Raw genomic sequence first — 24,562 nt, 5'->3', positions numbered from 1 at the left:
CCGCGGCATGCGTAGAACTACGCGGTGCCCGCGTCCACCAGCGCCGCGTAGCGGCGGATCAGCTGGGCCAGCGAAGGCGCCTCCAGCTTCTCGAACAGGTGGGCGCGGTGCGCCTCCACCGTGCGCGGCGACAGGCCCAGCGCCTTGCCGATCTCCTTGTTCGTCAGCCCCTCCACGATCAGCGCCAGCACCTCGCGCTCGCGCGGCGACAGCTGGCCGTGCTTCTCGCGCGCTTCGCGGTCGCCCTGGCGCCGCTCGCGCGAATGCACGTGCTGGCGGATGGCCTGCTGCAGCGCTTCCAGCAGGCGCTCGTCGTCCACGGGTTTCTCCAGGAACTCTGCCGCGCCGGCCTTGAAAGCGCGCCGGCACATCTCCACCGTGCCGTGCCCGGTGAGCATCACCACCGGCTGGTCGGCGCCGCCGGCCACCAGTTGCTCCAGCACCGCGAGGCCGCCCAGGCCGGGCATGCGAACGTCGAGCACGATGGCGCCGACCGCCTCGCGGTCGAACTCGCGCAGGAACGCCTGCGGGTCCGCCCACGCCTTCACGCGCAGGCCCACCGTGCCGATCAGCAGCGACAGCGCATCGCGCACCGCCGCGTCGTCGTCGACCAGCTGCACCAGCGGCGAAAGCGTCTCTTCGTTCATGCGGCGGCGGGCAGGGTGAGGAGGAAGGCGGCGCCACGCGGCGCGCGCGCTTGCGCCTGCAGGCGGCCGCCCATCGCGCCGGCCAGGCTTTCGCAAAGAGAGAGGCCGAGGCCCAGGCCCTGCTCGCGCGTGGTGACGAAGGGTTCGAAGATGCGCGGCAGCAGTTCCGGCGCGATGCCCGGCCCGCTGTCTTCCACGCTGAGCACGCCGCCTTCGGGCCGGCTTTGCACTTCCACGGCCAGCTCGCGTTCGGCGGCGGGCACCTGGTCCAGCGCCTGCAGCGCGTTCATCAGCAGGTTGTGCACGATCTGCTCCAGCGCCACCGGCTCGGCGTGCACGCGCACGGGTTCGCTGCCGACCAGGCGCGGGGCGACGTGGCGGCGATGGAACTCGGGTTCGAGCAGGTGGAAGGCGTTGCGCACCGCGTCCTGCAGCACGACCGGCTGAAGGGCTTGCGTGCCGGGGCGCTCGATGGTTCGGCGAAGGCGCGCCACCACATCGGCGGCGCGGCGGGCCTGTTCGGCGGCTTGCGACATCGCCCCGCGCGCTTCGTCCAGCGCGGGCGGCTCGTCCTGCAGCAGGCGTCGAGCGGCTTGCGTGTTGGCGAGCAGCGCGGTGAGCGGCTGGTTCAATTCGTGGGCAAGGCCCGCGGCCAGTTCGCCCAGCGTGTTCAGCCGCGCCACCTGGCCCAGGCGAAGCAACTCCTCCGCACGTTGCCGCGCCAGCCGCTGGCGTTGCCACGCGGCGAGCGCCAGCACCACCGCGCCGCTGGCCAACCACCACAAGGCCCACGCGGCCCAAGGCAATTCGGACCAGGCGAGGTCACGTTGCGCGACGAATTCGAACGGCTGGCTGGGCGCGGCCAGCGGCTTGCGCAGCACGAACGAAGCGGGCGCCGACCGCGCTTCGCGGCCGGCCTGCAGCAGCAGCGAATGCCCTTGCTGCGACAGCGAGACGCGCACCGGGCTGCTGTCGCGCGACATGGGCCACTCGCTCCAGGGCACGGCGGCAAGCAGGTCCACCTGCAATGCGAAGCTGGCAGGTTCGGCCGCGAGCAGCAGCCAGGCGCGGCCGTGCGCCAGGTCTTCGCGCGCCAGCACGGGCTGGTGCAGGCGGCGCGATTCCGCCTGCGCCGCATCGAGGTCGGCTTCGCCCCAGGCTTGTCCCGCGGGCAACTGCTTCACCGCCAGCACCTGCGGATAGAGCGCCGGCAACCGCGCGAGGCCATCCGAACCGGGCGCGGGTTGCAGCAGCGCCAGCGTGCCCAGGATGGCGTCGTGCTGCGAAGCGCGCTGGCTGAGCAGCCGGTGCGCGATGCGCGCCTGGTTCTCGAAGGCGTCGCGCTGGCGGTCGCGCTCCTGCACGCCGAGCACCCAGGCGCCCAGCGCCGCCGCCAGCAGCCAGGCGGCGATCCACGGCCACGACTCACGAGCGCTCAGCTTCATCGCCGACGATTCTGGCACGACCCCTGCCGCACAATCGGGTGCATGAGCCTGGTCCAACGCGTCCGCAACATCCCGCCGCAAGCTTGGCTTCGCGTGTCGATCGTCGTCGCGGTGCTGACCATCGCGCTGAAGACGCTGGCCTGGTGGCTGACCGGTTCGGTCGGCCTGCTGTCCGATGCGATGGAGTCCGTCGTCAACCTGGCCAGCGCCGCGTTCGCGCTGGTGATGGTGCGCGTGGCGCAATCGCCCGCTGACGCCGAGCACCCGTACGGCCACCACAAGGCGGAGTACTTCTCCTCCGCGTTCGAAGGCCTGGCCATCTTCATCGCCGCGCTGGCCATCCTGTGGACCGGCGTGGACCGGCTTCTGCATCCTCACCCGGTGGAGCAGTTGGGCATCGGCCTGGCGCTGTCGGTCGTCAGCTCCGTGTTCATCGGCGTGCTGGCCTGGGCGATGTTCCAGTCCGCCGCGCAGCACCGCTCCATGGCGCTGGAAGCCGACGCGCGGCACTTGGTGACCGACGTGTGGACCTCGGTCGGCGTGGTGGTCGGCGTGGCGCTGGTGGCGGTGACGGGCTGGCTGTGGCTGGACCCGCTGGTGGCCATCGGCGTGGCGCTGAACATCCTGCGCGAAGGCGGCAGCCTGGTGTGGCGCTCCTCGCAGGGCTTGATGGACAAGCGGGTGGAGCGCCGGGTGCTGGCCGACATCGAACAGGTGCTGAAGTCGTTCGAGCACCCCACCATCCGGTTCGACCACCTCAGCACCCGCCGGTCCGGCTCGCGGCGCTTCGTGGACATGCACATGCACATGCCCGCGGAATGGACGCTGCGGCGCGCGGCGGCGGTGCGCGGTTCCGTCGAGCAGGCGCTGATGAGCGCGGTGCCCGGCCTTCGCGCCACCATCCAGCTGCTGCCCATGGACGTGGAAGCGCATTTCTACGACGAGAAGGACCTGATTTGATCGGACTGGTGCAACGGGTGAGCGAAGCCCGCGTGGTGGTGGAAGGCGAAGTGGTGGGCGAGATAGGCGCCGGCCTGCTGCTGTTGCTGTGCGCCGAGCGCGGCGATGGCGAGGCGCAGGCCGACAAGCTGCTGGCCAAGCTGCTGAAGCTGCGCATCTTTTCCGACGCCGAAGGCAAGATGAACCGCAGCGTGCAGGACGTGGGCGGAGAGCTGCTGGTGGTCAGCCAGTTCACGCTGGCCGCCGACTTGTCGGGCGGCAACCGGCCCAGCTTCGGCAATGCCGCTTCGCCCGAGGAAGGGCGGCGGCTGTTCGACTACTTCGTCGCGAAGGCGCGCGAAGCGCATCCGGTGGTGCAGACGGGCCGCTTCCAGGCCGACATGAAGGTGCACCTGGTCAACGACGGGCCGGTGACCATCCCGGTGCGCATTCAATAGGGGTTCGCGTACCCCAGCGACCCCAGCACCAGGATCTCCAGCGCTTCCATCTCCAGCGCATCGCGCTCGCCGGTTTCGTGGTCGTAGCCCTGCGCGTGCAGCGTGCCGTGCACCAGCAGGTGCGCATAGTGCGCTTCCAGCGTCTTGCCTTGTTCGGCGGCTTCACGCGCCACCACGGGCCCGCACAGCACCAGGTCGGCGCTGACGACGGGTTCCACCGTGTAGTCGAACGTCAGCACGTTGGTCGCGTAGTCCTTGCCGCGGTAATGGCGGTTCAGCTCGCGGCCTTCGTCCTCGCCGACGATGCGCACGGTGATCTCGCCGTCGCGCGCCAGCGCGGGCGCCATCCAGCGCCGCACGCGCGCGGGGCGCAGCAGCGCGCGGTGCTTGTCCGCGCCGCGGAACTCGCCGAACTGCAGCTCCAGCGACAGCTCAGGCGGCCGCATCGCGCTTCTTCGCCGCGTCGTACGCGTCCACGATGCGCGCCACCAGCGGGTGGCGCACCACGTCGGCGCTGGTGAAGTGCGTGTGCGCGATGCCCTTCACCCGGCGCAGCACGCGTTCCGCATCCACCAGGCCCGACAGCTGGCCCTTGGGCAGGTCGATCTGGCTGATGTCGCCTGTCACCACCGCCTTGCTGCCGAAGCCGATGCGGGTGAGGAACATCTTCATCTGCTCGGGCGTGGTGTTCTGCGCTTCGTCCAGGATGACGAAGGCGTTGTTCAGCGTGCGGCCGCGCATGAACGCCAGCGGCGCGATCTCCAGCGCGTTGCGCTCGAAAGCCTTGGTCACGCGCTCGAACCCCATCAGGTCGTACAGCGCGTCGTACAGCGGCCGCAGGTACGGATCGACCTTCTGCGTCAGGTCGCCGGGCAGGAAGCCCAGCTTCTCGCCCGCTTCCACCGCCGGCCGGGTCAGCACGATGCGCTGCACGCTGCTGCGTTCCAGCGCGTCCACCGCGCAGGCCACGGCCAGGTAGGTCTTGCCCGTGCCGGCGGGCCCGATGCCGAAGGTGATGTCGTGGCCGGCGATGTTGTCCAGGTAGACGCTCTGGTTGGGCGTGCGCGCCTTCAGGTCGCTGCGGCGCGTGTGCAGTACCAGCGCGCCTTCCTCGTCCTCGTCCATCGCCTGCTCGCCGGCCACCATCAGCTGCACCTTGTCGGGCGCGATGGGGCGGCCGGCCATCTCGTACATGGCCTGCAGCACGTCGAGGGCGCGCTCGGCCTTCGCCTTCGGGCCTTCGACCTTGAAGTGTTCCTGGCGGCGGGCGATCTTCACCTGCAGCGCGGTCTCGATGGTCCGCAGGTGTTCGTCCATGGGTCCGCACAGGTGGGCGAGGCGGGTGTTGTTCGCGGGCGAAAAGGCGTGGCGCAGGATCAAGCTGATAATCCGTGGAGCATTCAAAGAGGGGCCGCGAGGCCCGGGACTCGCCATGATAGGCAGATTGAACGGAACGCTGGCCGACAAGAACCCGCCGCAGGTGCTGGTGGACTGCAACGGGGTGGGGTACGAGGTGGACGTTCCGATGAGCACCTTCTACAACCTGCCCGGGCTGGGCGAGAAGGTGTCGCTGCTCACCCACTTCGTGGTGCGCGAGGATGCGCAGGTGCTGTTCGGCTTCGGCTCGCCGCAGGAGCGCGAGGCTTTCCGCCAGTTGATCCGCATCTCGGGCGTCGGCCCGCGCACCGCGCTGTCGGTTCTCAGCGGCATGAGCGTGGCCGACATCGCGCAGGCCGTGACCGCGCAGGACGCCAGCCGCCTGGTGAAGGTGCCGGGCATCGGCAAGAAGACCGCCGAGCGCCTGCTGCTGGAACTCAAGGGCAAGATCGGCGCCGACCTGGGCGCGGCGGCGGGCGGCGGCCCCATCGCCGATTCGCAGGCCGACATCCTGCAGGCGCTGGTGGCCCTGGGCTACAGCGACAAGGAAGCGCAGGCCGCGGTGAAGGCGCTGCCCAAGGACGTCGCCGTGAGCGAAGGCATCAAGCTGGCGCTGAAGGCGCTGGCGCGTTGAGGCGCGGATGACGATCAAGACCGACGACTTCGCGATGCCGCCGCCGCAGCGGGTGGTGTCCGCGGCGCCCGCTTCGCCGAACGAAGAAGCCATCGAGCGCGCCCTGCGCCCCAAGCTGCTGCAGGAATACGTCGGCCAGGCGCGCACGCGCGAGCAGCTGGAAATCTTCATCGGGGCCGCGAAGAAGCGCGGCGAGCCGCTGGACCACGTGCTGCTGTTCGGGCCGCCCGGCCTGGGCAAGACCACGCTGTCGCACATCATCGCGCACGAGCTGGGCGTGAACCTGCGCCAGACCTCGGGGCCCGTGCTGGAAAAGCCCAAGGACCTGGCGGCGCTGCTGACCAACCTCGAGAAGAACGACGTCCTCTTCATCGACGAGATCCACCGCCTGTCGCCGGTGGTGGAGGAAATCCTCTACCCCGCGCTGGAGGACTATCAGATCGACATCATGATCGGCGAGGGGCCGGCCGCGCGTTCCATCAAGCTGGACCTGCAGCCGTTCACGCTGGTGGGCGCCACCACGCGCGCGGGCATGCTGACCAACCCGCTGCGCGACCGCTTCGGCATCGTCGCGCGGCTGGAGTTCTACACGGCCGAGGAACTCACGCGCATCGTGCGCCGCAGCGCGGGCCTGCTGCAGGCGCCCATCGACGACGAAGGCAGCGCCGAGATCGCCCGCCGCTCGCGCGGCACGCCCCGCATCGCCAACCGGCTGCTGCGGCGCGTGCGCGACTACGCCGACGTCAAGGGCGACGGCCGCATCACGCAGGACATCGCGCACCGGGCGCTGGCCATGCTGGACGTGGACCCGCAGGGCTTCGACGTGATGGACCGCAAGCTGCTGGAAGCGGTGGTGCACCGCTTCGACGGCGGGCCGGTGGGGCTGGACAACATCGCCGCTTCCATCGGCGAGGAGCGCGACACCATCGAGGACGTGATCGAGCCCTACCTCATCCAGCAGGGCTATCTGCAGCGCACCCCGCGCGGGCGCATCGCCACGCTGGCCGCCTTCCGCCACCTGGGTGTGGCGCCACCGAAGAACGACGGCGAACTGTTCGGGGCTTAAGCCGGCACGGGCTTGGGTTCGAAGCGCTGCACCGCGAAGGCGCGCGCATTCCCCGCGATCAGCAGCTGCGCCACGTAGTACGTCGCCAGCACCCAGAACTGTGCCATCGGCAGCGGCTGCCAGAACTTGTTCAGCGCGAGGGTCGCGTCGCTCAGCATGAAGAAGCAGGCGCCGACAGCGACCGCGACGGCCTGCCTGTCGCGCAGCACCGCGGCGCGGCCGATGGCTTGCGCGGCCATCGTGGCGATCACGACGACGTAGGCCGCGACGGCAGGTTTGAGCACGGACCCGAGGCCGGGGAACAGCACCGCGTACATCGCGCCGCCGATGCCCAGTGTGATCACCAGCGCGCGCGGCCGCGGCAGCCAGCCCACGCCGTCACGCAGCAGCGCGATGTAGCAAAGGTGCGCGATCAGGAACGCGACCAGTCCGGCGATGAACTGCCCCGGCAGCATCAGCAGCACGTCGCCCGCGAGCGAGAACGCCAGGCCGGCGATGAGCAGCAGGTCGAATTTCGCGAGCGCACCCTTCTCGCGCGCGCGGCGCACCACGTACACGATCGCCAGCGCGATCGTCAGCGGCTTGAAGACGTAGTGCAGCACGGACAGCTGCAGGGCGCCCGATGCGGTGGCCAGTGCGGCGCTGTCCACCATCAGCGCGGCCAGCACGCCGATGCGTCCCTGCATCGCGGCACCCACCGCCCACAAGCCCGCGGCCAGGGCGGCGAGCCAGACCGAACTCACCACGAGCGGCGTGCTGTCCGCGTACCAGAGAAACACCGACACCGCGCCAAGCAGCAGCACGAACTGCACCACGCCGAACCATGCGGCGGCGCGTGACATCGGTGGGTGGTACTGCTTCACCTGCGACATCTCGAACGGCGGCTTGGGAAAACGTGCCGCCACGTCGGCGGGCCGCCACCCGGGCGGCTTGAACCACACCAGCAGCTTGTCGCGCCAGCGGCGCGCGTGCCAGCTGTCCTTGGCCAGCGCCCAGTACACCTCGGCGTTGGACCACAGCGGGTCCCAGCTTTCCAGCGGCGCGCGCGTGCCGTACACGCAGCGCTCGCTTTCTTCCTGGAAGCTGCCGAAGAGGCGGTCCCAGACGATCAGGATGCCGCCGTAGTTGCGGTCCAGGTAGCGGTCGTTCACCGCGTGGTGCACGCGGTGGTTGGAGGGCGTGACGAACCAGCGGTCGAACCAGCCCAGCTTGGGCACGTGCTCGGTGTGCACCCAGAACTGGTACAGTAGGTCGATCAGGGCCACGACGGCGAACACCTTGGGCGGCACGCCCGCCAGCGCCATCGGCAGGTAGAAAAGCCAGCCGAGCAGGGCGCCGGTGGATGTCTGGCGCAGCGCGGTGGACAGGTTGTAGTCCTGGCTCTGGTGGTGCACCACGTGCGCAGCCCAGAAGACGGCGCTCTCGTGGCCCGCGCGGTGCAGCCAGTAGTAGCAGAAGTCGTAGAACAGCAGCGCGGCCAACCAGCCGTACCACGCGGTCCAGAACGCTTCGTTGTGCCACAGCGCCACCCAGCCATAGACGGCGGTGTAGATGCCCACGCGGAACAGGCGCGTGAAGATCGCCGTCAGCTGGCTGAGCATGCCCAGCGCGATGCTGTTGACGGCGTCGTTCAGGCGGTAGGTATTGCGTTTCTTCGCCCAGCCATACGCGTACTCGATGCCGATCAGCCCGAAGAAGACGGGCGTGGCGAAGACGATGACCTGGCTGGGGCTGAGCGACATGGCCGCGATTGTCGGCGGCGCCGCCGGGCCTGCGGCTTGGGCCGAACCCTCAGGTGAGCGCGCCGCGTGCGTCCACGCGCAGGATGCGGTCCACGGTGCCTTTCTCGAGGCCACCCTTCACGCCCACCATGTGGTCGTGAAGGTTCACCGTGGGGTCGCAGTGGCCGGGAATGAGCCACAGCACGCGGCCGATGTCCGGCACCGCCACGTCGGCCGTTGCGGGCGTCAGGATGCCGTGCTCGTCGCCGCCGTTGCCGTAGGCCAGGTCGTCTTGTGCGTCGAACTGATGCACCTTGGGCAATCCCGAATCGATGGCATGGCTCTTGTGGCCTGCGTCGCACACCGCGTGCTGCAGCCCGGCGCTGATGACCTGCGTCTTGACGAAGAGCGCGTGTTCGAACTGCGGCTGCGCGGGGTCGCGCTCGTTCTGCGCGTAGTCGGCGTCCATGAAGAGGAACGAGCCTGCCTGCAGTTCGCCGTACACGCCGGTGGCCGCTTCGCACACCATGCTGCCGGTGCCCGCGCCGGTGATCAGCGGCACCTTCACGCCGTCGCCTTCGATCAGCTTGCGCGTGAACGCCGCGTCCTGCGCGGCGCGCGCGATGATGTCGCGGCGCTCCTGCGCGCTGCGCACGTGCTGGGCCTTGCCGTGGTAGGCCTGGATGCCGGCGAAGCGCAGCGCCGGGTGCTTGCGGATCTCGTGCACCAGCGCGCCGGCTTCGCGGCCGGGCGGCACGCCGCAGCGGCCCTGGCCGACGTCGATCTCCACGAACACGTCGATCACCGCGGCGTTGCCGCTGGTGTGCCGCGCATCGTTCATCGCCTGCGCGAGCCGCGCCACGCCTTCGCGGCTGTCCACGGCGATGGCCAGCTGGCCTTTCTCCGCCGCCAGTTGGTGCGCCAGCGCGGCGACACGCGCCAGCTTGGCGGGCGCGATGACTTCGTTACTGATGAAGATGTCGTGCACGCCGCCGGCGGCCATGGCTTCGGCTTCCGCGGTCTTCTGCACGCACACGCCCACGGCGCCGGCCTGCATCTGCAGCCGCGCGATGGCCGAGCACTTGTGCATCTTCGCGTGGGGCCGCCAGCGGATCTCGTGCTTGCGCGCGAACTCGGCCATGCGGCTCAGGTTGCGCTGCATCGCGTCGAGGTCGACGACGAGGGCGGGGGTGTCGATGGCGTCGGCCGGCTGGCCGACGAGCTGCTTCAGGTGGTCGCTAAGCGGTGGTTTCGTCGGCCGGAGCATCTTCGAGGTGTTGGGTGTCCGACCAGTGAACCAGCGTGAAGCCTTCGGGCGTCCACAGCAGCCGGTTGATGGCGCCGTTGGGCAGCTCCCAGGTGCGGGGGGAATTGACTTCCTGGCCGGTGGCCACGCGGTACAGCGCGTCGAGCACGCCGCCGTGGGCGACGACGACGATCTGCTCGCCGGGGTGGCGCGAAGCCAGGTCGTGCAGGGTTTTGGTGACGCGCTCGCGCAGTTCCAGCAGCGACTCGCCGCCTTCGGGCGGCGCCCATTCGGGGATGCGCTTGCGCCAGTTCTGCGCGTGGTCGGGCCACGCCTGGTGGATCTCGTCGAAGGTCTTGCCTTCGAACATGCCGAAGCGCCGCTCGCGCAGGCCTTCGTGGGGGGTGACGGGGATGCCGGCTGCCTCGGCGATGGGGCGGGCAGTCTCGTGCGCGCGTTCCAGGTCGCTGGAATAGACGGCGCTGATGGGCTCGTGAGCCAGCGCCCTGCCGACGCGCACCGCCTGCCAGCGGCCGGTGTCATTCAGGGCGATGTCGGTCTGCCCCTGGATGCGCGCATCGGCGTTCCACGAGGTTTCGCCGTGGCGGACCGCGATGATGCGCGTGGCTTCCATCGGCCGGATTCTAGGCAAGGGCCCAGCGCCTGCCCAGCGCTACGGAAGTTAACCAAATGTCACCGCACTGCGGACGCCGCGGGAGCAGGCGTCGCAGGGGCGGATGCGGCTGCCGCGGGCGCGGCGGCGGCAGCCTGTTGCCTGCCCCCCAGCTGGATGTCCACGCGCCGGGCGCCCGCCGGCGGGGTGGGGAACCCCTGCAAGGCAGCTTCGAACATCGCCGCGATGGCGGTGTCGTTGTCCAGCCACGGGCCTTCGTTGACGGCGCGCGTCTCGTACACGACCTTGTTGCCGGCGCGCTCGCGCACCAGCAGGTTCACCTCGCGCTGGAACCAGGCCTGGTCCATGCGCGGGAACGGCCCGCCCCAGCCCAGCCCGAAACCCGCGCGCGGGCCGCCGTACGCGAACGAACCACCCCAGCCGCCCCACGGATCCCACGGGTCGGCCCAGGGCGACACGGCGCGCTGGATGCGCGCCGAAACCTGCACCGTGTAGCGCGGGGAGGCGTCGTCGCGCCGCAGGCCCGCCTTGAAGAGCGCCGGGTCGGCCAGCTTCTCCACCAGCTCGTGCGAGGGCTGGTTGGCTTGCGAGGGCAGGCGCTCGAAGGTGTACGTGGGCGCGTTCGGCAGCCCGCCCTGCAGCCCGGAAAAGGATTGCACGGTGTTGTCCATCAGGTAGCCGGCGGCGCAGCCAGACAGCAGCACTGCCGCCAGCGCGGCGAAAGCGGCGAACGAGCGCGGCAGGGATCGCTTCATGGTGATGGCGGCGGCGAACGGGTTCAGAGCTTGACGATCGACAGGCCCGGCAGCGCGGGCGGCTCGAAGTCTTCCTGGTCGAAAGCCTTGTCGCCGTCCTCACTGGGCACGCCCGTGGCGGTCAGACCCTTGAAATCGAAGAGCGTTCCGTCGGCCAGGTGCGAAGGCACGACATTCTGTAACGCATTGGCCATGTTCTCCAGCCGGCCCGGGTGCTTCTTCTCCCATTCGCGAAGCATCGCGCCAACCTGCTTGCGCTGCAGGTTCTCCTGGCTGCCGCACAGCGTGCACGGGATGATGGGGAACTGCCGGTGTTCGGCCCAGCGCACCAGCTCCTTTTCGGGCACGTACGCCAGCGGCCGGATCACCACGTGCCTGCCGTCGTCGCTGGCCAGCTTGGGCGGCATGCCCTTGAGCTTGCCGCCGAAGAACATGTTCAGGAAAAACGTCTGCAGCATGTCGTCGCGGTGGTGCCCCAGCGCGATCTTGGTGGCGCCCAGCTCGTCGGCGACGCGGTACAGGATGCCGCGGCGCAGCCGCGAGCACAGGCTGCACATCGTCTTGCCCTCGGGAATCTTGTCCTTGACGATGGAGTAGGTGTCCTGCTCCTCGATGTGGAACGGGATGCCCAGCGCCTTCAGGTACTCGGGCAGCACGTGCTCCGGGAACCCGGGCTGCTTCTGGTCCAGGTTGACCGCGACGATGTCGAAGTCCACTGGCGCGCGCTGGCGCAGCTTCAGCAGGATGTCCAGCAGGCCGTAGCTGTCCTTGCCGCCCGACAGGCACACCATCACCTTGTCGCCCTGCTCGATCATCCTGTAGTCGCCGATGGCCTGTCCCACCAGGCGGCACAGGCGTTTCTCCAGCTTGTGCGCCTCGCGCTCGATCTTCAGCGCACGGGTGGCGGAGGGGGCGGGTTCGGACTCGATCCAGACGGCGGACATGGTGCCGCGATTGTCTCACCCGGACGAGTTTCCGGGCCCCACGCAGGCCTTGCCTGCGCCATCATGGCCGCATGCCCGACAGCCTGCCCGCGCGCCTGGACCGCCTGCCCTGGTCGCCGTGGCACTGGCGCGTGGTCGTCGCGCTGGGTGTGGCCTGGGTGCTGGATGGGCTGGAGGTCACGCTGGTGGGGTCGCTGGGCGGCGTGCTCACGCGGGCGGACACGCTTCACCTCACCGACGCGCAAGTGGGTTGGGCGGGCTCGCTGTACGTCGGTGGCGCCGTGCTCGGCGCGCTGGTGTTCGGGCGGCTGGCCGACCGGCTGGGACGCAAGCGGCTCTTCCTCTGGACGCTGGCGATCTACATGGCCGCGACGGTGGCCACCGCTTTCGCCGATGGGTTCACGATGTTCGCGGTGTGCCGCTTCCTCACCGGCGTGGGCATCGGCGGCGAGTACGCGGCCATCAACTCGGCCATCGACGAACTCATCCCGGCGCGCGTGCGCGGGCGCGTGAACCTGGCGATCAACGGCAGCTTCTGGGTGGGCGCTGCATTGGGTGCCGCGCTCAGCCTGGTTCTGCTGGACCCGCGCGTGCTGGGCCCGCAACTGGGATGGCGCGCCGGCTTCGTGCTCGGCGCGGTGCTGGCGCTGGCCATCCTGCTGGTGCGCAGGCACGTACCCGAGAGTCCGCGCTGGCTGCTGACGCATGGCCGGGCCGAAGAAGCGGAGCGTGTCGTCGCGGCCATCGAGCGCGCCGCAGGAGTGATGCCTGCGCCGTCCGCGCACGCCGTGCCCGCGGCGCGCGGACGCGTGCCCGCGTGGCGCGAAGTGGCGCACGTGCTGCTGCGCGTGTACCCGCGGCGCAGCGCGGTGGTGCTGGCGCTGATGGCTTCGCAGGCCTTCTTCTACAACGCGATCTTCTTCACCTACTCGCTGGTGCTCACGCGGTTCTACGGCGTCGACGAATCGCGGGTGGCGCTGTACATCTTCCCGTTCGCGGCCGGCAACGTGCTCGGCCCGTTGCTGCTGGGCCCGCTGTTCGACCGCGTCGGCCGGCGAAGGATGATCGCCGCGACTTATGCGCTCTCGGGCATCGGACTGCTCGCCACCGGCGCCGGCTTTCTCGCCGACGCATTCGGCGCCACGGGCCAGGCGCTTGCGTGGTCAGGCGTGTTCTTCCTGGCCTCGGCCGCGGCGAGTTCCGCGTACCTCACCGTGAGCGAAGTGTTTCCGCTGGAGATGCGCGCCGTGGCGATCTCGCTCTTCTACGCCGTGGGCACCGGCCTGGGCGGCTTCGCGGCGCCCGCGTTGTTCGGCGCGCTGGTGGCCAGCGGCAGCCGCGGGCAGGTGTTCGGCGGCTACGTGCTGGGCGCGGTGCTCGTGATCGCCGCGGCGCTCATCGCGTGGCTGTGGGCCGTGGACGCGGAACGCAAGCCGCTGGAGGAAGTGGCGCCGCCGCTGGGCACTCACCACTGAGGCTGCCTTCAGGAGAACAGCCTGGGATCGAACCGGAAGGGATTGGCCTCGACCACGACCTTGACCGCGGCGTACTGAGGATGCCGGGGGTTGAGCACCAGATTGCGCTCGGCGGGCTCGACGAACGAAGGCACCCAGAGGCCGAGGCTGTCGTCGCTGCCGGCCCACGCAGTGCCCAGGGCTTGCGTGTGGGCCTCGTCTTGCCGCCATGCCTTCGCGAGGCCGCGCGCTTCGGCGTCCTGCAGCACCGCGCCCTTGGGCAATTCCAGCCGCAGCAGCGCCATGTTGGCGGGCGCGACGCCGTTGCAGTGCACGCGCTTTTCCAGCTGGCACAGCGCGCGCGTGCCGGCGGCGTACACGATGGGCAGACGGCTGGTGGCGACGTGCCAGCGACCGTTGGCGAGCGCCGAGCCGCCGGGCAGCTGGTTGAGCTTGAGCGCGCCGTTCCAGCCGATGCGCCAGACGCTGGTCACGCCACGCCGCCGTGCGTGATGGCGACGAGGATCTCGCGCACGCGCTGCGCGCCGTACGAGGTGGACGCGGCCTGCAGCGGCGTCTCGCCGTCGAGCATGGGGTGGGGCGTCTTCAGCCACTTGCGCGCGCCATCGCCGGTCTCGAACGTCTCCTGGGCCAGGGCTTCGAGTTCGGCGAGACGCAGCACGGTTTCGGACGTGTGCGGCGGCAGCAGCAGCGGCTCGTCTTCGCCGGTGTGCGGGACCAGGTAGCGCCGCACGGTGGCGCGGTCCATGCCGAGCAGGGGCGCGAGCTCGGTCCTGCCGACGTCCAGGATGGCTTGCAGCGGTTCCAGCGCCTGCGCGGGAACGCCGTGCCGGGCGATCCAGTGGGCCATGCGGGCGCTGAACTGCAGCCGCCCTTCGCCCGGCGGGGCGGGTTCCGCCGCCTTGACCGCGGCCGGGCGCGAGGCTGGCCGCGGCTGCCCGGCGCCGCCGGGTGGGTAGTGCGTCGTGAGCAGGTCCCACAGCTCGCGCCGGGGCGAACCGGCATCGGCCGCGGCGGCCGTCGGAGGAGTTTTACGGGTCATGGAGAAATTACACCACATTCATGGTGAAAATGCACCAGAGGCGTCGGGAGGTCCGGCGGGCCGGTCCCTGCCGGCGGAGCCGTGTACATGCGTCGCCTGCAAGGGTGTTGCAACGGCTGGCTTGCCCGCTGCCTAGAGTGCATCCATCCCACCGGCGTGGAGGTATCCGCCATGGCACTCACTGCATCCGGGTTGGCGCGCCGTCTGGCGCGCTGGGGCGTCCAGGCGGCCATCGTGGGCCTTGCGGCCTGCGGCGGCGGGGGAGGTGACAGCGGCACGCCGGCCGACTCCCCGTCCAGCACGACATCAGGTTCCCCATTGCCTTCAGGCACCGGCCCGATGGGCGGAGGCACCGGCGAGACACCGGTGGCCATGAGCGCCGCATTCCAGGTGAACACCTCGGCCGCCGGCGCGCAGCTGTCTCCGGCGCTCGCCGCGCTTTCGGACGGCGGCTTCGTCATCGCCTGGCACCGTGACGATCCGCAGGGCAACGGCATCTTCGCCCGCCGGTTCGCCGCCGACGGCTCGCCCACCGGCGACGAGATCCGCATCGACGAGCCGGTCACCGGCCGCGTGGTCGAGACGGCCAAGGTGGTGGGGCTGGACGGCGGCGGCTACGTGGTGACGTGGCGATCGCATTCACCGGATTTCGACCAGTGGGCGGTGGCCATCCGCCACGTCCGCGCGGACGGCAGCCTGTCGGCCGTGCGCGAGGACGTCGTCACCTTCTTCCACACCTATGACCTGGTGAGCCTGGCCGGCGGCGGCTACGGCCGCCTGCTGCAGGGATCGCCGAACCCCGACAACAGCGGCGTGGTGCTGGTGCTCGACCGCTTCGGCGCCGACGACACGTTCATCGACACCCAACTGGTGGACAGCGGCCAGGTGCTGCAGACCTCCGCCTTCGGCACCGTGCTGGCCGACGGCCGACGCCTCGTGTCATGGGCGCGCAGCGACGTGGCGCAGGGCGGCGGCGTGGGCCTGTTCTTCCAGTTCATGTCGGCCGGCGGCACGCTGGATCCGGTGACGCATCCAGGGGGCGAGGTGTCGGGCACGTTCAACGCCTCGGCCTACCAGTCCGCGGCCCTGCGCGACGGATCGTTCGTCATCGTGGGCACGGACCTGCTGGCGGGAACCAGCAACCAGGCCGCTCTCGTGCAGCGCTTCGGCGCGGATGGCACGCTCATCGGTTCGCGCATCCGCGTCGACGACGAGGCGGACGTCGCCGCGCTGGGCACGCCATGCACCTTCGCCGACCAGGGCGGCGTCCACCCGTGTCCTTTCCCCATGCAGACGAACGCGACGGTGGCCGGCACGGCGGATGGCGGGTTCGTCGTCGCCTGGGACACGCAGGACCGGCAGCGTCCCGGCAACTTCGTCTACTTGCGCACCTTCGATGCGCAGGGCAACCCGCTCGGTGTCCCGGCGCGGGCGGATGCCGCCAACGCGACGCCCGAGTCGATGCCGGAGGTCCGCGGCGTCGGCCAGGGCTTCGTGGTCACCTGGATGGGCCAGGACGCCGACCAGTCCGGCATCTTCGCCCGCGACTTCAGCGGCGGCACGCTGCAGTGACTGTCGCTGACAATTGAGTCCGCAATTACATACCAAGAAAATCAATAACTTGCCCAGCCCAGAGCTTTGGGGGCTCGGAGGCTGAGGATGCAATTTCGCTTGCAACTCAGTTGTAGCTCAGCCGTTTCGACAATTGGCCTCACGGCTGTTGCACAGTTGGGCCGGTGGCGGTGTCACGCACGGAATACTCCTTTGGTGCGCCGCCGATCAAGGGCCGCTGTCTTCGGACAGCCTTCTTGTTTCACGCGCGAGAGCAGTGAACTGCTCGTGCGTACGGATCGGAACGCACTGAGGGCGATGCAGCCTGTGGCGAAGAGTGAATCTGCGGGAGTTGCTGCAAAGTGCTCGGATGAAGCTTTGCATCCAGGGCGTGAGCTTCGGCGCTCTCGCCGCACAGCGAGAATGGCGACGAGAGGTAGTGCATCGCTTCACTCGAGAGTGCTGGCTCGAAGCAGTTCTCCTTTGCCTGATACTCGACCACATGTCTTAGGAGATTTCGCGAGCTCCCGCGCCTTCTCCGCGTCGTTCAGTCCCATCGCTAGGCTGCAGCGGAAAGTGGCGGCGGTAGCACTGTCGCGACATCCAAGTCAGTCCAATTTGTCATACATGCGCGTTTCGGTCGCGAGTGAGTGCCAAAGATCGCCGGAATCTCGTCGAATGTTGCTGCCCCACGCGCTCCGGTCGGCGTATCTTGCTGCGAGGCGCGCTTCTAGAAGAGCAGGCACTGCAACCGTCTGCGGATCGACTTGCGCTATTCGGCAACGCAGGTGTTTGGTTTCGCCTCGGCAGGAAACACTACGCAAGACCAAGCGACGTGGTCACCGGCAGACCGGGGCTCCTGAACCAAGACAACACCGTAGCTCTTGCTGTGGACCAGGATCGCTCCCCCGCTCGTGACCCAGCCAAAATCAATGGGCATCTTTTTTAGAGCTGCTACATCACCGGGGTCGGGAGATGGAATTGGGTGGGCGCGAATAGTCTTGGACTCAGCCAAGACGCGCTCAATCTCCTCTCGCTGTGGGCTTAGATCGGCAATGACAGAACTCACATAAGAGCGGGGCGTAACATCGGAAGGTGCACAGGCCGATGCTGCAACCATGCCGATGGTGGCGAGGAAGTATCGACAGCAAGGCAGCACGCCTGCCGGTTCGGTAGTCGAGTTCTTCAAGACCATCTACTTCCGCAGAAGCACGAAGTACCAAGCCGCGTAAAGGGCAACAAGGCCGAATGCCAGTAACTGGCCCTTATCGCACACCCGTTTACCCTCGTCGTCGTACTTCTCCTTGGCGAACGACCACCAAAACAGCCATCCGATGGATCGATCTGCCTCGGAGGTGCCCTCCCTGAGGTGTTTGCGTGCACTCCAACCTAGAGCCGTATAACTCACCCCCAACACCAGTGACGCGATCAATAGTACTGACACCGGAACGCTCATGGCAACGGCTCCATCGGACCAGCGTCGAACGAGGGTAAGGGAATTCGCGGTGAAGCAAAGGCACCGAAACGAACGCAAATTCGACCGTCACGTTTGATGCTTGGAGCAATGAAGGCCCCACCGAATTTCGCGGGTACTGGCACGCCTGGAGGGTCAAGTCGACTTACGACGCTACTCGGGGCTGGGCACATTTGAGGTGGTGGAGACGGCAGAGGGGCGTCGCAGACCTCAATGCCTCCGCCCAACGTTAATTCTCCGCTCATAGATGATGGCTCGGTTCCCCCGGTCACGCACGCCAAGCCCATGCAGCCGAATGCATTCACGATCGGGGGGCCTCGCCTTTGACCAGCACCGCTGCCGCTGCCCCCCATCAATCCCATCGGATCTGTGCTGAGCAGAGGATTGCCGTTCACGTAGCCGTACGGATTCGGCCCGCCTTGCAGTCCGATTGGGTCAGCCTGCACGTAACGACCATGTGCAAATGGGCTGATGGAGACGATGGCGAAGAAAATGCCACCCAGTACCTTGTTCTTCATCTTTGCTCCCTGGCTTCTTTGGTGATTCTGTTGTAGCTCTGTTCGAAGGAGGCGCTAAGTGGCCTCCAGCCTAAGGCGCGGACGTTCTCGTCCCATTGCTGCAGCGTCCGAAGCAGCTCCTTCAGTGGGCCCATCTCGGACGCCGGAACATCTTCGAAACGCTTGTATTTGCGGCGATAGCGGAGGTTCAGTTCCAGTCCATACGCAGACCGCTTGGCCAGCATCGGATAAACGTAGCGAGGATCCTTCTGCAGCAACAGGTCCGCCAGTGCGTGGAGCATCGGCAAGTTCTCGGTTCGGTAGTAGTGCTCGGCCAGCGTGCCAGACATTTGAATCAGCGCCCGCTTCGGAGAGAGCGGTACCAGGTAGGTCCCCTGGTCCATCGCGGCTTGAACGATCTCGAATTCTTTGACGTAGCTGGCGTCGCGCTTTTCACCAGCGTTGCTCGTGCACTCGTGGTTCGTGTAGCTGCCGTCTTCCCTGCGGATCTTTACGAAGGTGTGTTCTGGCGCGGTAGATAGGTGAGCGTCCAGGCCCATTCGCTGGCCAAGCGCAAGGAACAGCGCGGGCATGGAGACGCAGTTGCCCAAGCGGGAGCGCAGGTAGTTCGGCAACAGCTTGTTGGCGAAGATCTTTGTGCCGCTGGGATCGTTTTTGAGATCGTACTTGAAGGGCCGCTGGTCATTCCAGGGCCCCGGCTCGTACAAGACCGTTCGCAGTGCGTCGATCCTCACTTGGCTGCCTCCGCGAAGAAGGCTGCCGCCCGCGACGGATATGGCAGCTTTGAGCAGCTGGTTCAGCTGGCTCTCTGCGGCTGAAACATCTAAGGTGGGATCGGCCATGCGATCAATCGTGAGCGCAGCCGCACCGTAATCGACCTGTGATTCAGGCTGCTCAAGCAACTTCTGGAGGGGGGGCAATCCGCTCTTGGCCGCCCAAGCAGACGGCCCTGACAGAAGCGCGGCGCGCACGCAGCTTTGCAGCAATGAACGACGTGTGATGCCCATCAGTGATCTAATCTAGCGCGGCAGGGCCACAATCGATGGCCTTTTTCGTCGTCTCACTGCAGTAGTCAGGGTGTCCCCCGTCAGTATTACGGGGGTGTTGAGCCTAGGCGCAAGGATTCTTCGAGCCTCAGGTCTCGGCCAGCGCTGTGCGGCCGCGCACCTTGCGCATGCTCTCGCCTGTTGACGCCAGCGAAGTATTGACCCAAGGCGCTTGCCTTAGATTGACGGACGCCCTTCTGCCAAACAGGGCGATCTCAGAGGAGAAGCGGGCTCAAATCTCGGGTTGTAGGTGGGTCAGATTGCAGCTGGTAGGTCGTAGCGAAGTGGGTCACTTCTGCGCGAGCATTCAACAAGTTATCCACGTCTATGGCGCCGCGCGGGGTTACCCGCAGTTGATGGTGGCCTTTCTGGACGTATTGCCGTGCATTGGATGACCACCTCAACGTGCTGAGTGATCAGATCAGCCGAAATGCGCAGCTTCCTGCTTGGATCCGGGTTCGTGAAGCTGGAGAACCAGTACATGACGCTTACCGAGCGAGGCGCTGACTTTCTGAAGTTTCTCGTGGACCAGCGCCTACTGCACAGCCGAAGCGGATAGGGCACGCCGGAGGGCGCCTTGGTAAATCTCCAACGAGCTCCTTCGGGTGCTGTACGCTTACACAGTATCCGACGCGAGCAGGGCAGATGGTGGGGTACTAAAACGCTGGCCGCGGCTTTAGGTAGCGGGTGCGATCTCACCTCAGCCGACTTTGCGCAGAGGTGCGAGTGTGCAAGTGTGCTCAGCACCCGGTGTGAACTGGTGCGCCAAGAAGCTCAGCTGGCCGATCCCTCGCTCCGTGCGGAACAAGCATGTCTCGGGTAGGCGCGAGATTGCAAACCGCTGCAAGTTGTTGATTTGTCGCGGCCCAAACTGCAGATTCAATTGTCGACTTGCAAACTCAATTGTTCCCGACAGTGACGTTCACCACTGCCCGGTTTCGACGCGGATGGCGACCTCGCAGTCCTCGAAGATCTCCAGCTTGGCGATCTTCACGCGCACGCCCAGCACACCGGGCAACTGCATCAGGCGGTTGGCCAGCTTGCCGATCAGCGTTTCCAGCAGGTTCACGTGCTCGGCGGTGCACTCATCGATGATGATGCGGCGCACCTTGCGGTAGTCCAGCACGTGCAGGATGTCGTCGTCGCGCGGCAGCAGCGGCTGTGTGCCCAGGCTCAGCTCGGCATCCACGCGGATCGGCTGCGGCGCGGTCTTCTCCTGGTCGAGGATGCCCAGGTTGGCCGTGAACTCCAGGCCGGTGAGGGTGAGGATCTGGGTGCCTGCCTTGGCCATGGTCACATCAGCGAGAAATCGCGGTCGAACTTCATCAGGTGCTGGCCGCCGTCCACCAGCAGCGTGGTGCCGGTGATCGAGCGGTTCTCCAGCGCGAAGCGCACGGCGGCGGCCACGTCCTGCGGCGTGGACGAGCGGCCCAGCGGCGACAGCTTGTGCAACTGCTCGAACTTCTGTTGCGACAGCATGTGGCTGGTGAGCGTCAGCCCCGGGGCGACGCCCACCACCCGCAGCCGCGGCGCCAACGCCTGCGCCAGCAGCGTGGTGGCGGCTTCCAGCGCGGCCTTGGACAGCGTGTAGCTCAGGAAGTCGGGGTTGGGGTTCCACAGCTTCTGGTCGAGCAGGTTGACGACCGCGCCTTCGCCGCCGCCTTGCTCGAGGTGCTGGTGCAGTGTTTGCGCCAAGACGATGGGCGCGGCGGTGTTGGACGCCAGGTGCGCCTGCAGCGACGCGTAGCCGAAGCTTTGCGCGCTGTCGTGTTCGAAGAGCGACGCGCTGTTCACCACCGCGTCGATGCCGCCGAAGGCCGCCGCTACGGCGGGGACCAGCGCGCGGGTCGAACCCTCATCGGCCAGGTCCGCGGCGAAAGCTTCCGCGCGCGCACCGGCCGCGCGGCAATCGGCGGCCGTCTGCTTCGCTTCGTCCGCGGACCGCCGGTAGTGCACGGCGACGTTCCAGCCGCCGCCGGCCAACGCCAGCGCGATCTCGCGGCCCAGGCGGCGGGCGGCGCCGGTGACGAGCACGGTTCTGGGGGCGTTGGCGTTCACGGACAATCGCGGGGTGAGCGAAGAGACAGGCAGTTTAACGAGCGCCCTGGGCGCATTGATCGGACAGGCGGTGGCACGCGACGGCGGCTGGCTGCCGTTCGACCGGTTCATGGCGCTGGCGCTGTATGCGCCGGGACTGGGGTACTACGCCAACGCGTCGCGCAAGTTCGGCGCGATGCCTTCATCCGGCAGCGATTTCGTCACCGCGCCGGAGCTGACGCCGCTGTTCGGCCGCGCGCTGGCGCGGCAGGTGGCGCAGGCGCTCGAAGTCTCCGGCACGAAAGAGGTTTGGGAATTCGGTGCGGGCTCGGGCGCGCTCGCGCAGCAATTGCTCGAAGCGCTGGGTGATCGCGTGCAGCGCTACACCATCGTGGACCTGTCCGGCAGCCTGCGGTCGCGCCAGCGGCAGCGCCTGGCCGCGTTCGGCGATCGCGTGCGCTGGGCGGCCGAGCTGCCCGGGCACTTCAGCGGCGTCATCGTCGGCAACGAAGTGCTGGACGCCATGCCGGTGAAGCTGCTGCATCGCGTGGGTGGCGCCTGGCACGAGAGAGGTGTGGCCGGCAGCGCCGGTGCGCTGCGGTTCGAGGACAGGCCGACCGGCCTGCGCCCGCCCATCGAGGTGGATGGGCCGCACGACTACCTCACCGAGATCCATCCGCAGGCGCAGGCCTTCATCCGCACCCTCGCCGACCGGCTGGAGAAGGGCGCCGCGTTCTTCATCGACTACGGCTTTCCGGAGCGCGAGTACTGGCACCCGCAGCGCCACATGGGCACGCTGATGTGCCATCGCGGCCACTTGGCGGACGCGGATCCGCTGTCGGATGTGGGGGTGAAGGACATCACGGCGCACGTCGATTTCACCGGCATCGCAGTAGCCGCACAGGACTCGGGCCTGAACCTGCTGGGCTACACCACGCAAGCGCACTTCCTCTTCAATTGCGGGGTGCTCGAGCTTGCCGCGGACGCCGACCTCGCGCAGCGCGCCGCCATGCAGAAGCTGGTGAACGAGCACGAGATGGGCGAGCTCTTCAAGGTCATCGGCCTCGCAAAAGGCGGCTTCTGGGAAGCGCTGGGCTTCGCGCGCGGCGACCGCACCGATCGCCTGTGAGGTCGCGCACGGCGAGCCCGGCTGCACCTACACTGGCATTCGCATGATCCGCTGGTTCATCGTCGTCTTCCTCGCCCTGGTGCTGATCAGCTGGGTGTCCCCGCTGCTGCAGAAGCTGGGGCTGGGCAAGCTGCCGGGGGACTTCCGCTTCAAGCTGTTCGGCCGCGAGTGGTTCATCCCGCTCGCGTCCACCGTCGTGCTGAGCATGATCGCCTCGGCCCTCGCGCGCCTGATCTAACGACCGACATGAAAGCCTGCATCGACATCGGCGGCACCAAGGTGGCCGTCAGCCTGAACGACGGCCGCAGCCTGGAACTGCTTGGCCGCCGCAGCGAACCCACCGCCAAGCAAGGCAACAACGACGCGCTGGCGCGGCAGGTGCTGCGCATGGTCGACGAGGCCTGCGCCGAACTGGGCGTGCTGCCCCAGGACGTGCAGACCGTCGGCGTGTCGTCGTGCGGGCCGTTCGTCAAGGCGGCGGGCCGCGTCGAACTCGCGACTCCCAACATCTGCGGCGGGATGGCCGGCGCGGAGCGTGGCCTGCCCAACGACTGGAAGACCGCGGTGCTCGAAGCGCCGTTGCACGACCGCTTCCAGCAGGTCCGGCTCGAGAACGACTGCGTCGCCGCCCTGGAAGCCGAAAGGCGCTGGGGCGCGCTGCAGGGCATCGATCACTGCGCGTACGTGACCTGGAGCACCGGCGTGGGCACGGGCCTGTGCGTGGACGGCCGCGTGCTGCGCGGCAAGAACGGCAACGCGGGGCATGCCGGGCACATGTTCGCCAGCGACAACGGCAAGGCGCTGTGCGGCTGCGGCAACGTCGGCGACGTCGAGTCGCTGGTCGCGGGCGGCTCGGTCGCCCATCTCTACGGCGCCGACGCGGCCACCCTGATGCAGCGCGCGCAGGCCGGCGATCCCGCGGCGCTGCGCATCGTCGACGAGATGTGCCGCGTGTTCGGCCGCCTGCTGTATGACCTGGTCGTGTCGCTGGACCTGCAGCGCATCAGCCTGGGCGGCAGCGTGTTCTGGAACAACCGCGACTTCCTGCTGCCGCGCCTGCGGCCGCACGTGCTGGAACACATGAAGCCGGTGACGGCCGGTTGCGAGCTGGTGCCCGCGGGACTGGAAAACCGCGTGGGCGACTACGCGGCGCTGGCGCTGGTGTCCTGACCGGGGCCGGCCAGCGCGCCGGTCACCGCCCGCACCCGCGCCTGCTGAATCCTCTCGCCCACCTTCGGGCCCGCCAGCCCCTGCGCCTGCGCCTCTTCGGCGATCTCGCGCGTGGGCACGGCTTGCGCGGCCGCCAGCGCGCCGAGCAAGCGGTCCTTCTGCGGATACGGCGCGTCTTCCTTCCCGCCGCGCCCGCGCGCGTCGCATTCGCAAGCCTGCAGCACCTGCGCGAACCGCTGCGGCTTGCGGAAGGCGTCGCAGCGTTCCAGCAGGCGCACCACGGCGGAGGCGCCCAACTCGCCGCTGCGGTGGATGTTGCCGTGCTCGCGCGCCACCACGTCGGCCAGCTCGAAGCATTCGGCCGGCACGCGCAGCCGCGCGGCCACCTTCTTCAGCAGGCGCGCGCTGCGCTCCTCGTGGCCGATGTGCCGGGGCAGCACGTCGGCCGGCGTCGTGCCCTTGCCCAGGTCGTGCGCCAGGCAGGCGAATCGCACCGGCAGCGGCGCCCGCAGGCGCGCGCTCATGTCCAGCACCATCATCAGGTGCACGCCGGTGTCGACCTCGGGGTGGTAGTCGGCCCGCTGCGGTACGCCCCACAGGCGGTCCACCTCGGGCAGCAGGCGCTCGAGTGCGTCGCATTCGCGCAGCACCTGGAACATGCGCGAAGGGCAGCGTTCCATCAGCCCGCGCGACAGCTCCTGCCACACGCGCTCGGGCACCAGCGCGTCCACCTCGCCGGCCTGCACCATGGCGCGCATCAGTTCCATTGTTTCGGTCGCCACGCTGAAGTCCGCGAAACGGGCGGCGAAGCGGGCCAGCCGCAGGATGCGCACCGGGTCCTCGCGGAACGCGTCGGTCACGTGCCGCAGCACGCGCGCGCGCAGGTCCATCTGTCCGCCGAAGGGGTCGAACAGCCTGCCGTCGCCGTCCTGCGCCATCGCGTTGATGGTGAGGTCGCGCCGCGCCAGGTCGTCTTCCAGCGTGACGTTCGGTTCGGCGTGGAAGGCGAAGCCGTGGTAGCCGGGAGCGGTCTTGCGTTCGGTGCGCGCCAGCGCGTATTCCTCGCGCGTCTCGGGGTGCAGGAACACGGGGAAGTCGCGCCCCACCGGCAGGTAGCCGGCGTGCACCATCTGCTCGGGCGTCGCGCCGACCACGACCCAGTCGTGGTCGTTCACCGGCAGCCCGAGCAGCGCATCGCGGACCGCGCCGCCGACCATGTACGTCTGCATGGCGGCAGTTTACGGGCGCGGACCG

General features: G+C 68.3%; 26 protein-coding genes. 9 read left to right on the top strand and 17 right to left on the bottom strand.

Annotated elements, in window-relative coordinates; all coding sequences use genetic code 11:
* Positions 1–17 precede the first annotated feature (17 nt).
* Both EZ216_RS16110 and EZ216_RS16105 read right to left on the bottom strand, forming a co-directional pair.
* Positions 18–647, bottom strand: coding sequence for a response regulator transcription factor (locus EZ216_RS16110; RefSeq protein WP_135250802.1), 630 nt, complete (start codon positions 645–647; stop codon positions 18–20).
* Complete coding sequence (locus EZ216_RS16105) at positions 644–2,092, bottom strand: sensor histidine kinase (protein ID WP_135250801.1); 1,449 nt, start codon at positions 2,090–2,092, stop codon at positions 644–646. The genes EZ216_RS16110 and EZ216_RS16105 overlap by 4 nt, the downstream gene beginning before the upstream one ends.
* 42 nt (positions 2,093–2,134) lie before the next feature.
* On the opposite strand from EZ216_RS16105, the gene EZ216_RS16100 reads away from it, so the two are divergent.
* Positions 2,135–3,052 carry a cation diffusion facilitator family transporter gene (locus EZ216_RS16100; protein WP_135250800.1) on the top strand — a complete coding sequence of 306 codons (918 nt, stop codon included), beginning with the start codon at positions 2,135–2,137 and terminating at the stop codon, positions 3,050–3,052.
* Positions 3,049–3,489, top strand: a complete 441-nt coding sequence (gene dtd / locus EZ216_RS16095) for a D-aminoacyl-tRNA deacylase (protein WP_135250799.1) — start codon at positions 3,049–3,051, stop codon at positions 3,487–3,489. Before EZ216_RS16100 ends, dtd begins: the two co-directional genes overlap by 4 nt.
* Here the strand turns inward: dtd and ybeY are convergent.
* Complete coding sequence (gene ybeY, locus EZ216_RS16090; RefSeq protein WP_135250798.1) at positions 3,483–3,935, bottom strand: rRNA maturation RNase YbeY; 453 nt, start codon at positions 3,933–3,935, stop codon at positions 3,483–3,485. The two genes, dtd and ybeY, sit on opposite strands and share 7 nt — an antisense overlap.
* On the bottom strand, positions 3,922–4,869 hold the full coding sequence (locus tag EZ216_RS16085) for a PhoH family protein (protein WP_135250797.1): 948 nt from the start codon (positions 4,867–4,869) through the stop codon (positions 3,922–3,924). The genes ybeY and EZ216_RS16085 overlap by 14 nt, the downstream gene beginning before the upstream one ends.
* 52 nt (positions 4,870–4,921) lie before the next feature.
* Between EZ216_RS16085 and ruvA the strand changes: the two genes are divergently transcribed.
* Together ruvA and ruvB are read left to right on the top strand one after the other, a co-directional pair.
* Positions 4,922–5,500, top strand: coding sequence for a Holliday junction branch migration protein RuvA (gene ruvA / locus EZ216_RS16080; protein WP_135250796.1), 579 nt, complete (start codon positions 4,922–4,924; stop codon positions 5,498–5,500).
* Positions 5,501–5,507: 7 nt separating this feature from the next.
* Positions 5,508–6,566 (top strand): Holliday junction branch migration DNA helicase RuvB, encoded by a 1,059-nt coding sequence (ruvB, locus tag EZ216_RS16075; RefSeq protein WP_135250795.1) that lies wholly within the window; start codon positions 5,508–5,510, stop codon positions 6,564–6,566.
* Here the strand turns inward: ruvB and EZ216_RS16070 are convergent.
* The 5 genes from EZ216_RS16070 to ttcA are packed head-to-tail and all read right to left on the bottom strand — an operon-like array spanning position 6,563 to position 11,866.
* Entirely contained in the window at positions 6,563–8,308 is a 1,746-nt protein-coding gene (locus EZ216_RS16070; protein WP_135250794.1) for a lysoplasmalogenase family protein, read from the bottom strand. The two genes, ruvB and EZ216_RS16070, sit on opposite strands and share 4 nt — an antisense overlap.
* A gap of 49 nt (positions 8,309–8,357) precedes the next feature.
* Entirely contained in the window at positions 8,358–9,554 is a 1,197-nt protein-coding gene (locus tag EZ216_RS16065; protein WP_135250793.1) for a DSD1 family PLP-dependent enzyme, read from the bottom strand.
* Positions 9,526–10,167 (bottom strand): histidine phosphatase family protein, encoded by a 642-nt coding sequence (locus EZ216_RS16060; protein WP_135250792.1) that lies wholly within the window; start codon positions 10,165–10,167, stop codon positions 9,526–9,528. Before EZ216_RS16060 ends, EZ216_RS16065 begins: the two co-directional genes overlap by 29 nt.
* Before the next feature lie 59 nt (positions 10,168–10,226).
* The gene (locus EZ216_RS16055; RefSeq protein WP_239024411.1) at positions 10,227–10,922 is read right to left on the bottom strand and encodes a DUF4136 domain-containing protein; all 696 of its coding nucleotides are present in this window, start codon (positions 10,920–10,922) and stop codon (positions 10,227–10,229) included.
* 23 nt (positions 10,923–10,945) lie between these two features.
* Positions 10,946–11,866, bottom strand: coding sequence for a tRNA 2-thiocytidine(32) synthetase TtcA (gene ttcA / locus EZ216_RS16050; RefSeq protein WP_135250791.1), 921 nt, complete (start codon positions 11,864–11,866; stop codon positions 10,946–10,948).
* A gap of 71 nt (positions 11,867–11,937) precedes the next feature.
* Here ttcA and EZ216_RS16045 point away from each other — a divergent pair, with 71 nt between their 5' ends.
* On the top strand, positions 11,938–13,341 hold the full coding sequence (locus EZ216_RS16045; RefSeq protein WP_135250790.1) for an MFS transporter: 1,404 nt from the start codon (positions 11,938–11,940) through the stop codon (positions 13,339–13,341).
* Positions 13,342–13,349: 8 nt separating this feature from the next.
* Here EZ216_RS16045 and EZ216_RS16040 read toward each other — a convergent pair whose 3' ends face one another.
* Both EZ216_RS16040 and EZ216_RS16035 read right to left on the bottom strand, forming a co-directional pair.
* A complete protein-coding gene (locus EZ216_RS16040; protein ID WP_135250789.1) occupies positions 13,350–13,814 on the bottom strand; it encodes an RES family NAD+ phosphorylase in 465 nt (154 codons plus the stop codon).
* Positions 13,811–14,383, bottom strand: coding sequence for an Xre family toxin-antitoxin system antitoxin (locus tag EZ216_RS16035; RefSeq protein ID WP_167772938.1), 573 nt, complete (start codon positions 14,381–14,383; stop codon positions 13,811–13,813). Before EZ216_RS16035 ends, EZ216_RS16040 begins: the two co-directional genes overlap by 4 nt.
* A 171-nt stretch (positions 14,384–14,554) precedes the next feature.
* On the opposite strand from EZ216_RS16035, the gene EZ216_RS16030 reads away from it, so the two are divergent.
* Entirely contained in the window at positions 14,555–15,955 is a 1,401-nt protein-coding gene (locus EZ216_RS16030; RefSeq protein ID WP_135250787.1) for a hypothetical protein, read from the top strand.
* Between the two features lie 1,174 nt (positions 15,956–17,129).
* Here the strand turns inward: EZ216_RS16030 and EZ216_RS16025 are convergent.
* The 5 genes from EZ216_RS16025 to EZ216_RS16005 form a co-directional block, all read right to left on the bottom strand.
* Positions 17,130–17,390, bottom strand: coding sequence for a hypothetical protein (locus tag EZ216_RS16025; RefSeq protein WP_135250786.1), 261 nt, complete (start codon positions 17,388–17,390; stop codon positions 17,130–17,132).
* Complete coding sequence (locus EZ216_RS22080) at positions 17,387–17,926, bottom strand: RHS repeat domain-containing protein (protein WP_135250785.1); 540 nt, start codon at positions 17,924–17,926, stop codon at positions 17,387–17,389. The genes EZ216_RS16025 and EZ216_RS22080 overlap by 4 nt, the downstream gene beginning before the upstream one ends.
* Positions 17,923–18,933: a transglutaminase family protein gene (locus EZ216_RS16015; protein WP_135250784.1), complete on the bottom strand. Its 1,011-nt coding sequence runs from the start codon at positions 18,931–18,933 to the stop codon at positions 17,923–17,925. Before EZ216_RS16015 ends, EZ216_RS22080 begins: the two co-directional genes overlap by 4 nt.
* A gap of 961 nt (positions 18,934–19,894) precedes the next feature.
* On the bottom strand, positions 19,895–20,263 hold the full coding sequence (locus EZ216_RS16010) for a dihydroneopterin aldolase (RefSeq protein ID WP_135250783.1): 369 nt from the start codon (positions 20,261–20,263) through the stop codon (positions 19,895–19,897).
* A 2-nt stretch (positions 20,264–20,265) separates the two neighbouring features.
* Positions 20,266–21,030, bottom strand: coding sequence for an SDR family oxidoreductase (locus tag EZ216_RS16005; protein ID WP_239024410.1), 765 nt, complete (start codon positions 21,028–21,030; stop codon positions 20,266–20,268).
* Positions 21,031–21,043: 13 nt separating this feature from the next.
* Between EZ216_RS16005 and EZ216_RS16000 the strand changes: the two genes are divergently transcribed.
* Genes EZ216_RS16000 through EZ216_RS15990 form a run of 3 tightly spaced genes read left to right on the top strand, consistent with a single transcriptional unit; the run spans position 21,044 to position 23,308 of the window.
* Entirely contained in the window at positions 21,044–22,138 is a 1,095-nt protein-coding gene (locus EZ216_RS16000; RefSeq protein ID WP_135250781.1) for a class I SAM-dependent methyltransferase, read from the top strand.
* A gap of 43 nt (positions 22,139–22,181) precedes the next feature.
* Complete coding sequence (locus EZ216_RS15995) at positions 22,182–22,376, top strand: DUF2905 domain-containing protein (protein WP_135250780.1); 195 nt, start codon at positions 22,182–22,184, stop codon at positions 22,374–22,376.
* A gap of 8 nt (positions 22,377–22,384) precedes the next feature.
* Positions 22,385–23,308: an ROK family protein gene (locus EZ216_RS15990; protein ID WP_135250779.1), complete on the top strand. Its 924-nt coding sequence runs from the start codon at positions 22,385–22,387 to the stop codon at positions 23,306–23,308.
* Here EZ216_RS15990 and EZ216_RS15985 read toward each other — a convergent pair.
* Positions 23,281–24,537, bottom strand: a complete 1,257-nt coding sequence (locus tag EZ216_RS15985) for a multifunctional CCA addition/repair protein (RefSeq protein WP_135250778.1) — start codon at positions 24,535–24,537, stop codon at positions 23,281–23,283. The two genes, EZ216_RS15990 and EZ216_RS15985, sit on opposite strands and share 28 nt — an antisense overlap.
* Positions 24,538–24,562: the final 25 nt, after the last annotated feature.

The sequence above is a fragment of the Ramlibacter humi genome, assembly GCF_004681975.1.
Taxonomy (GTDB): Bacteria; Pseudomonadota; Gammaproteobacteria; order Burkholderiales; family Burkholderiaceae_C; genus Ramlibacter; species Ramlibacter humi.
The sequence above is the reverse complement of the archived record's forward strand: the minus strand, read 5'-3'. Positions and strand labels throughout refer to the sequence as shown.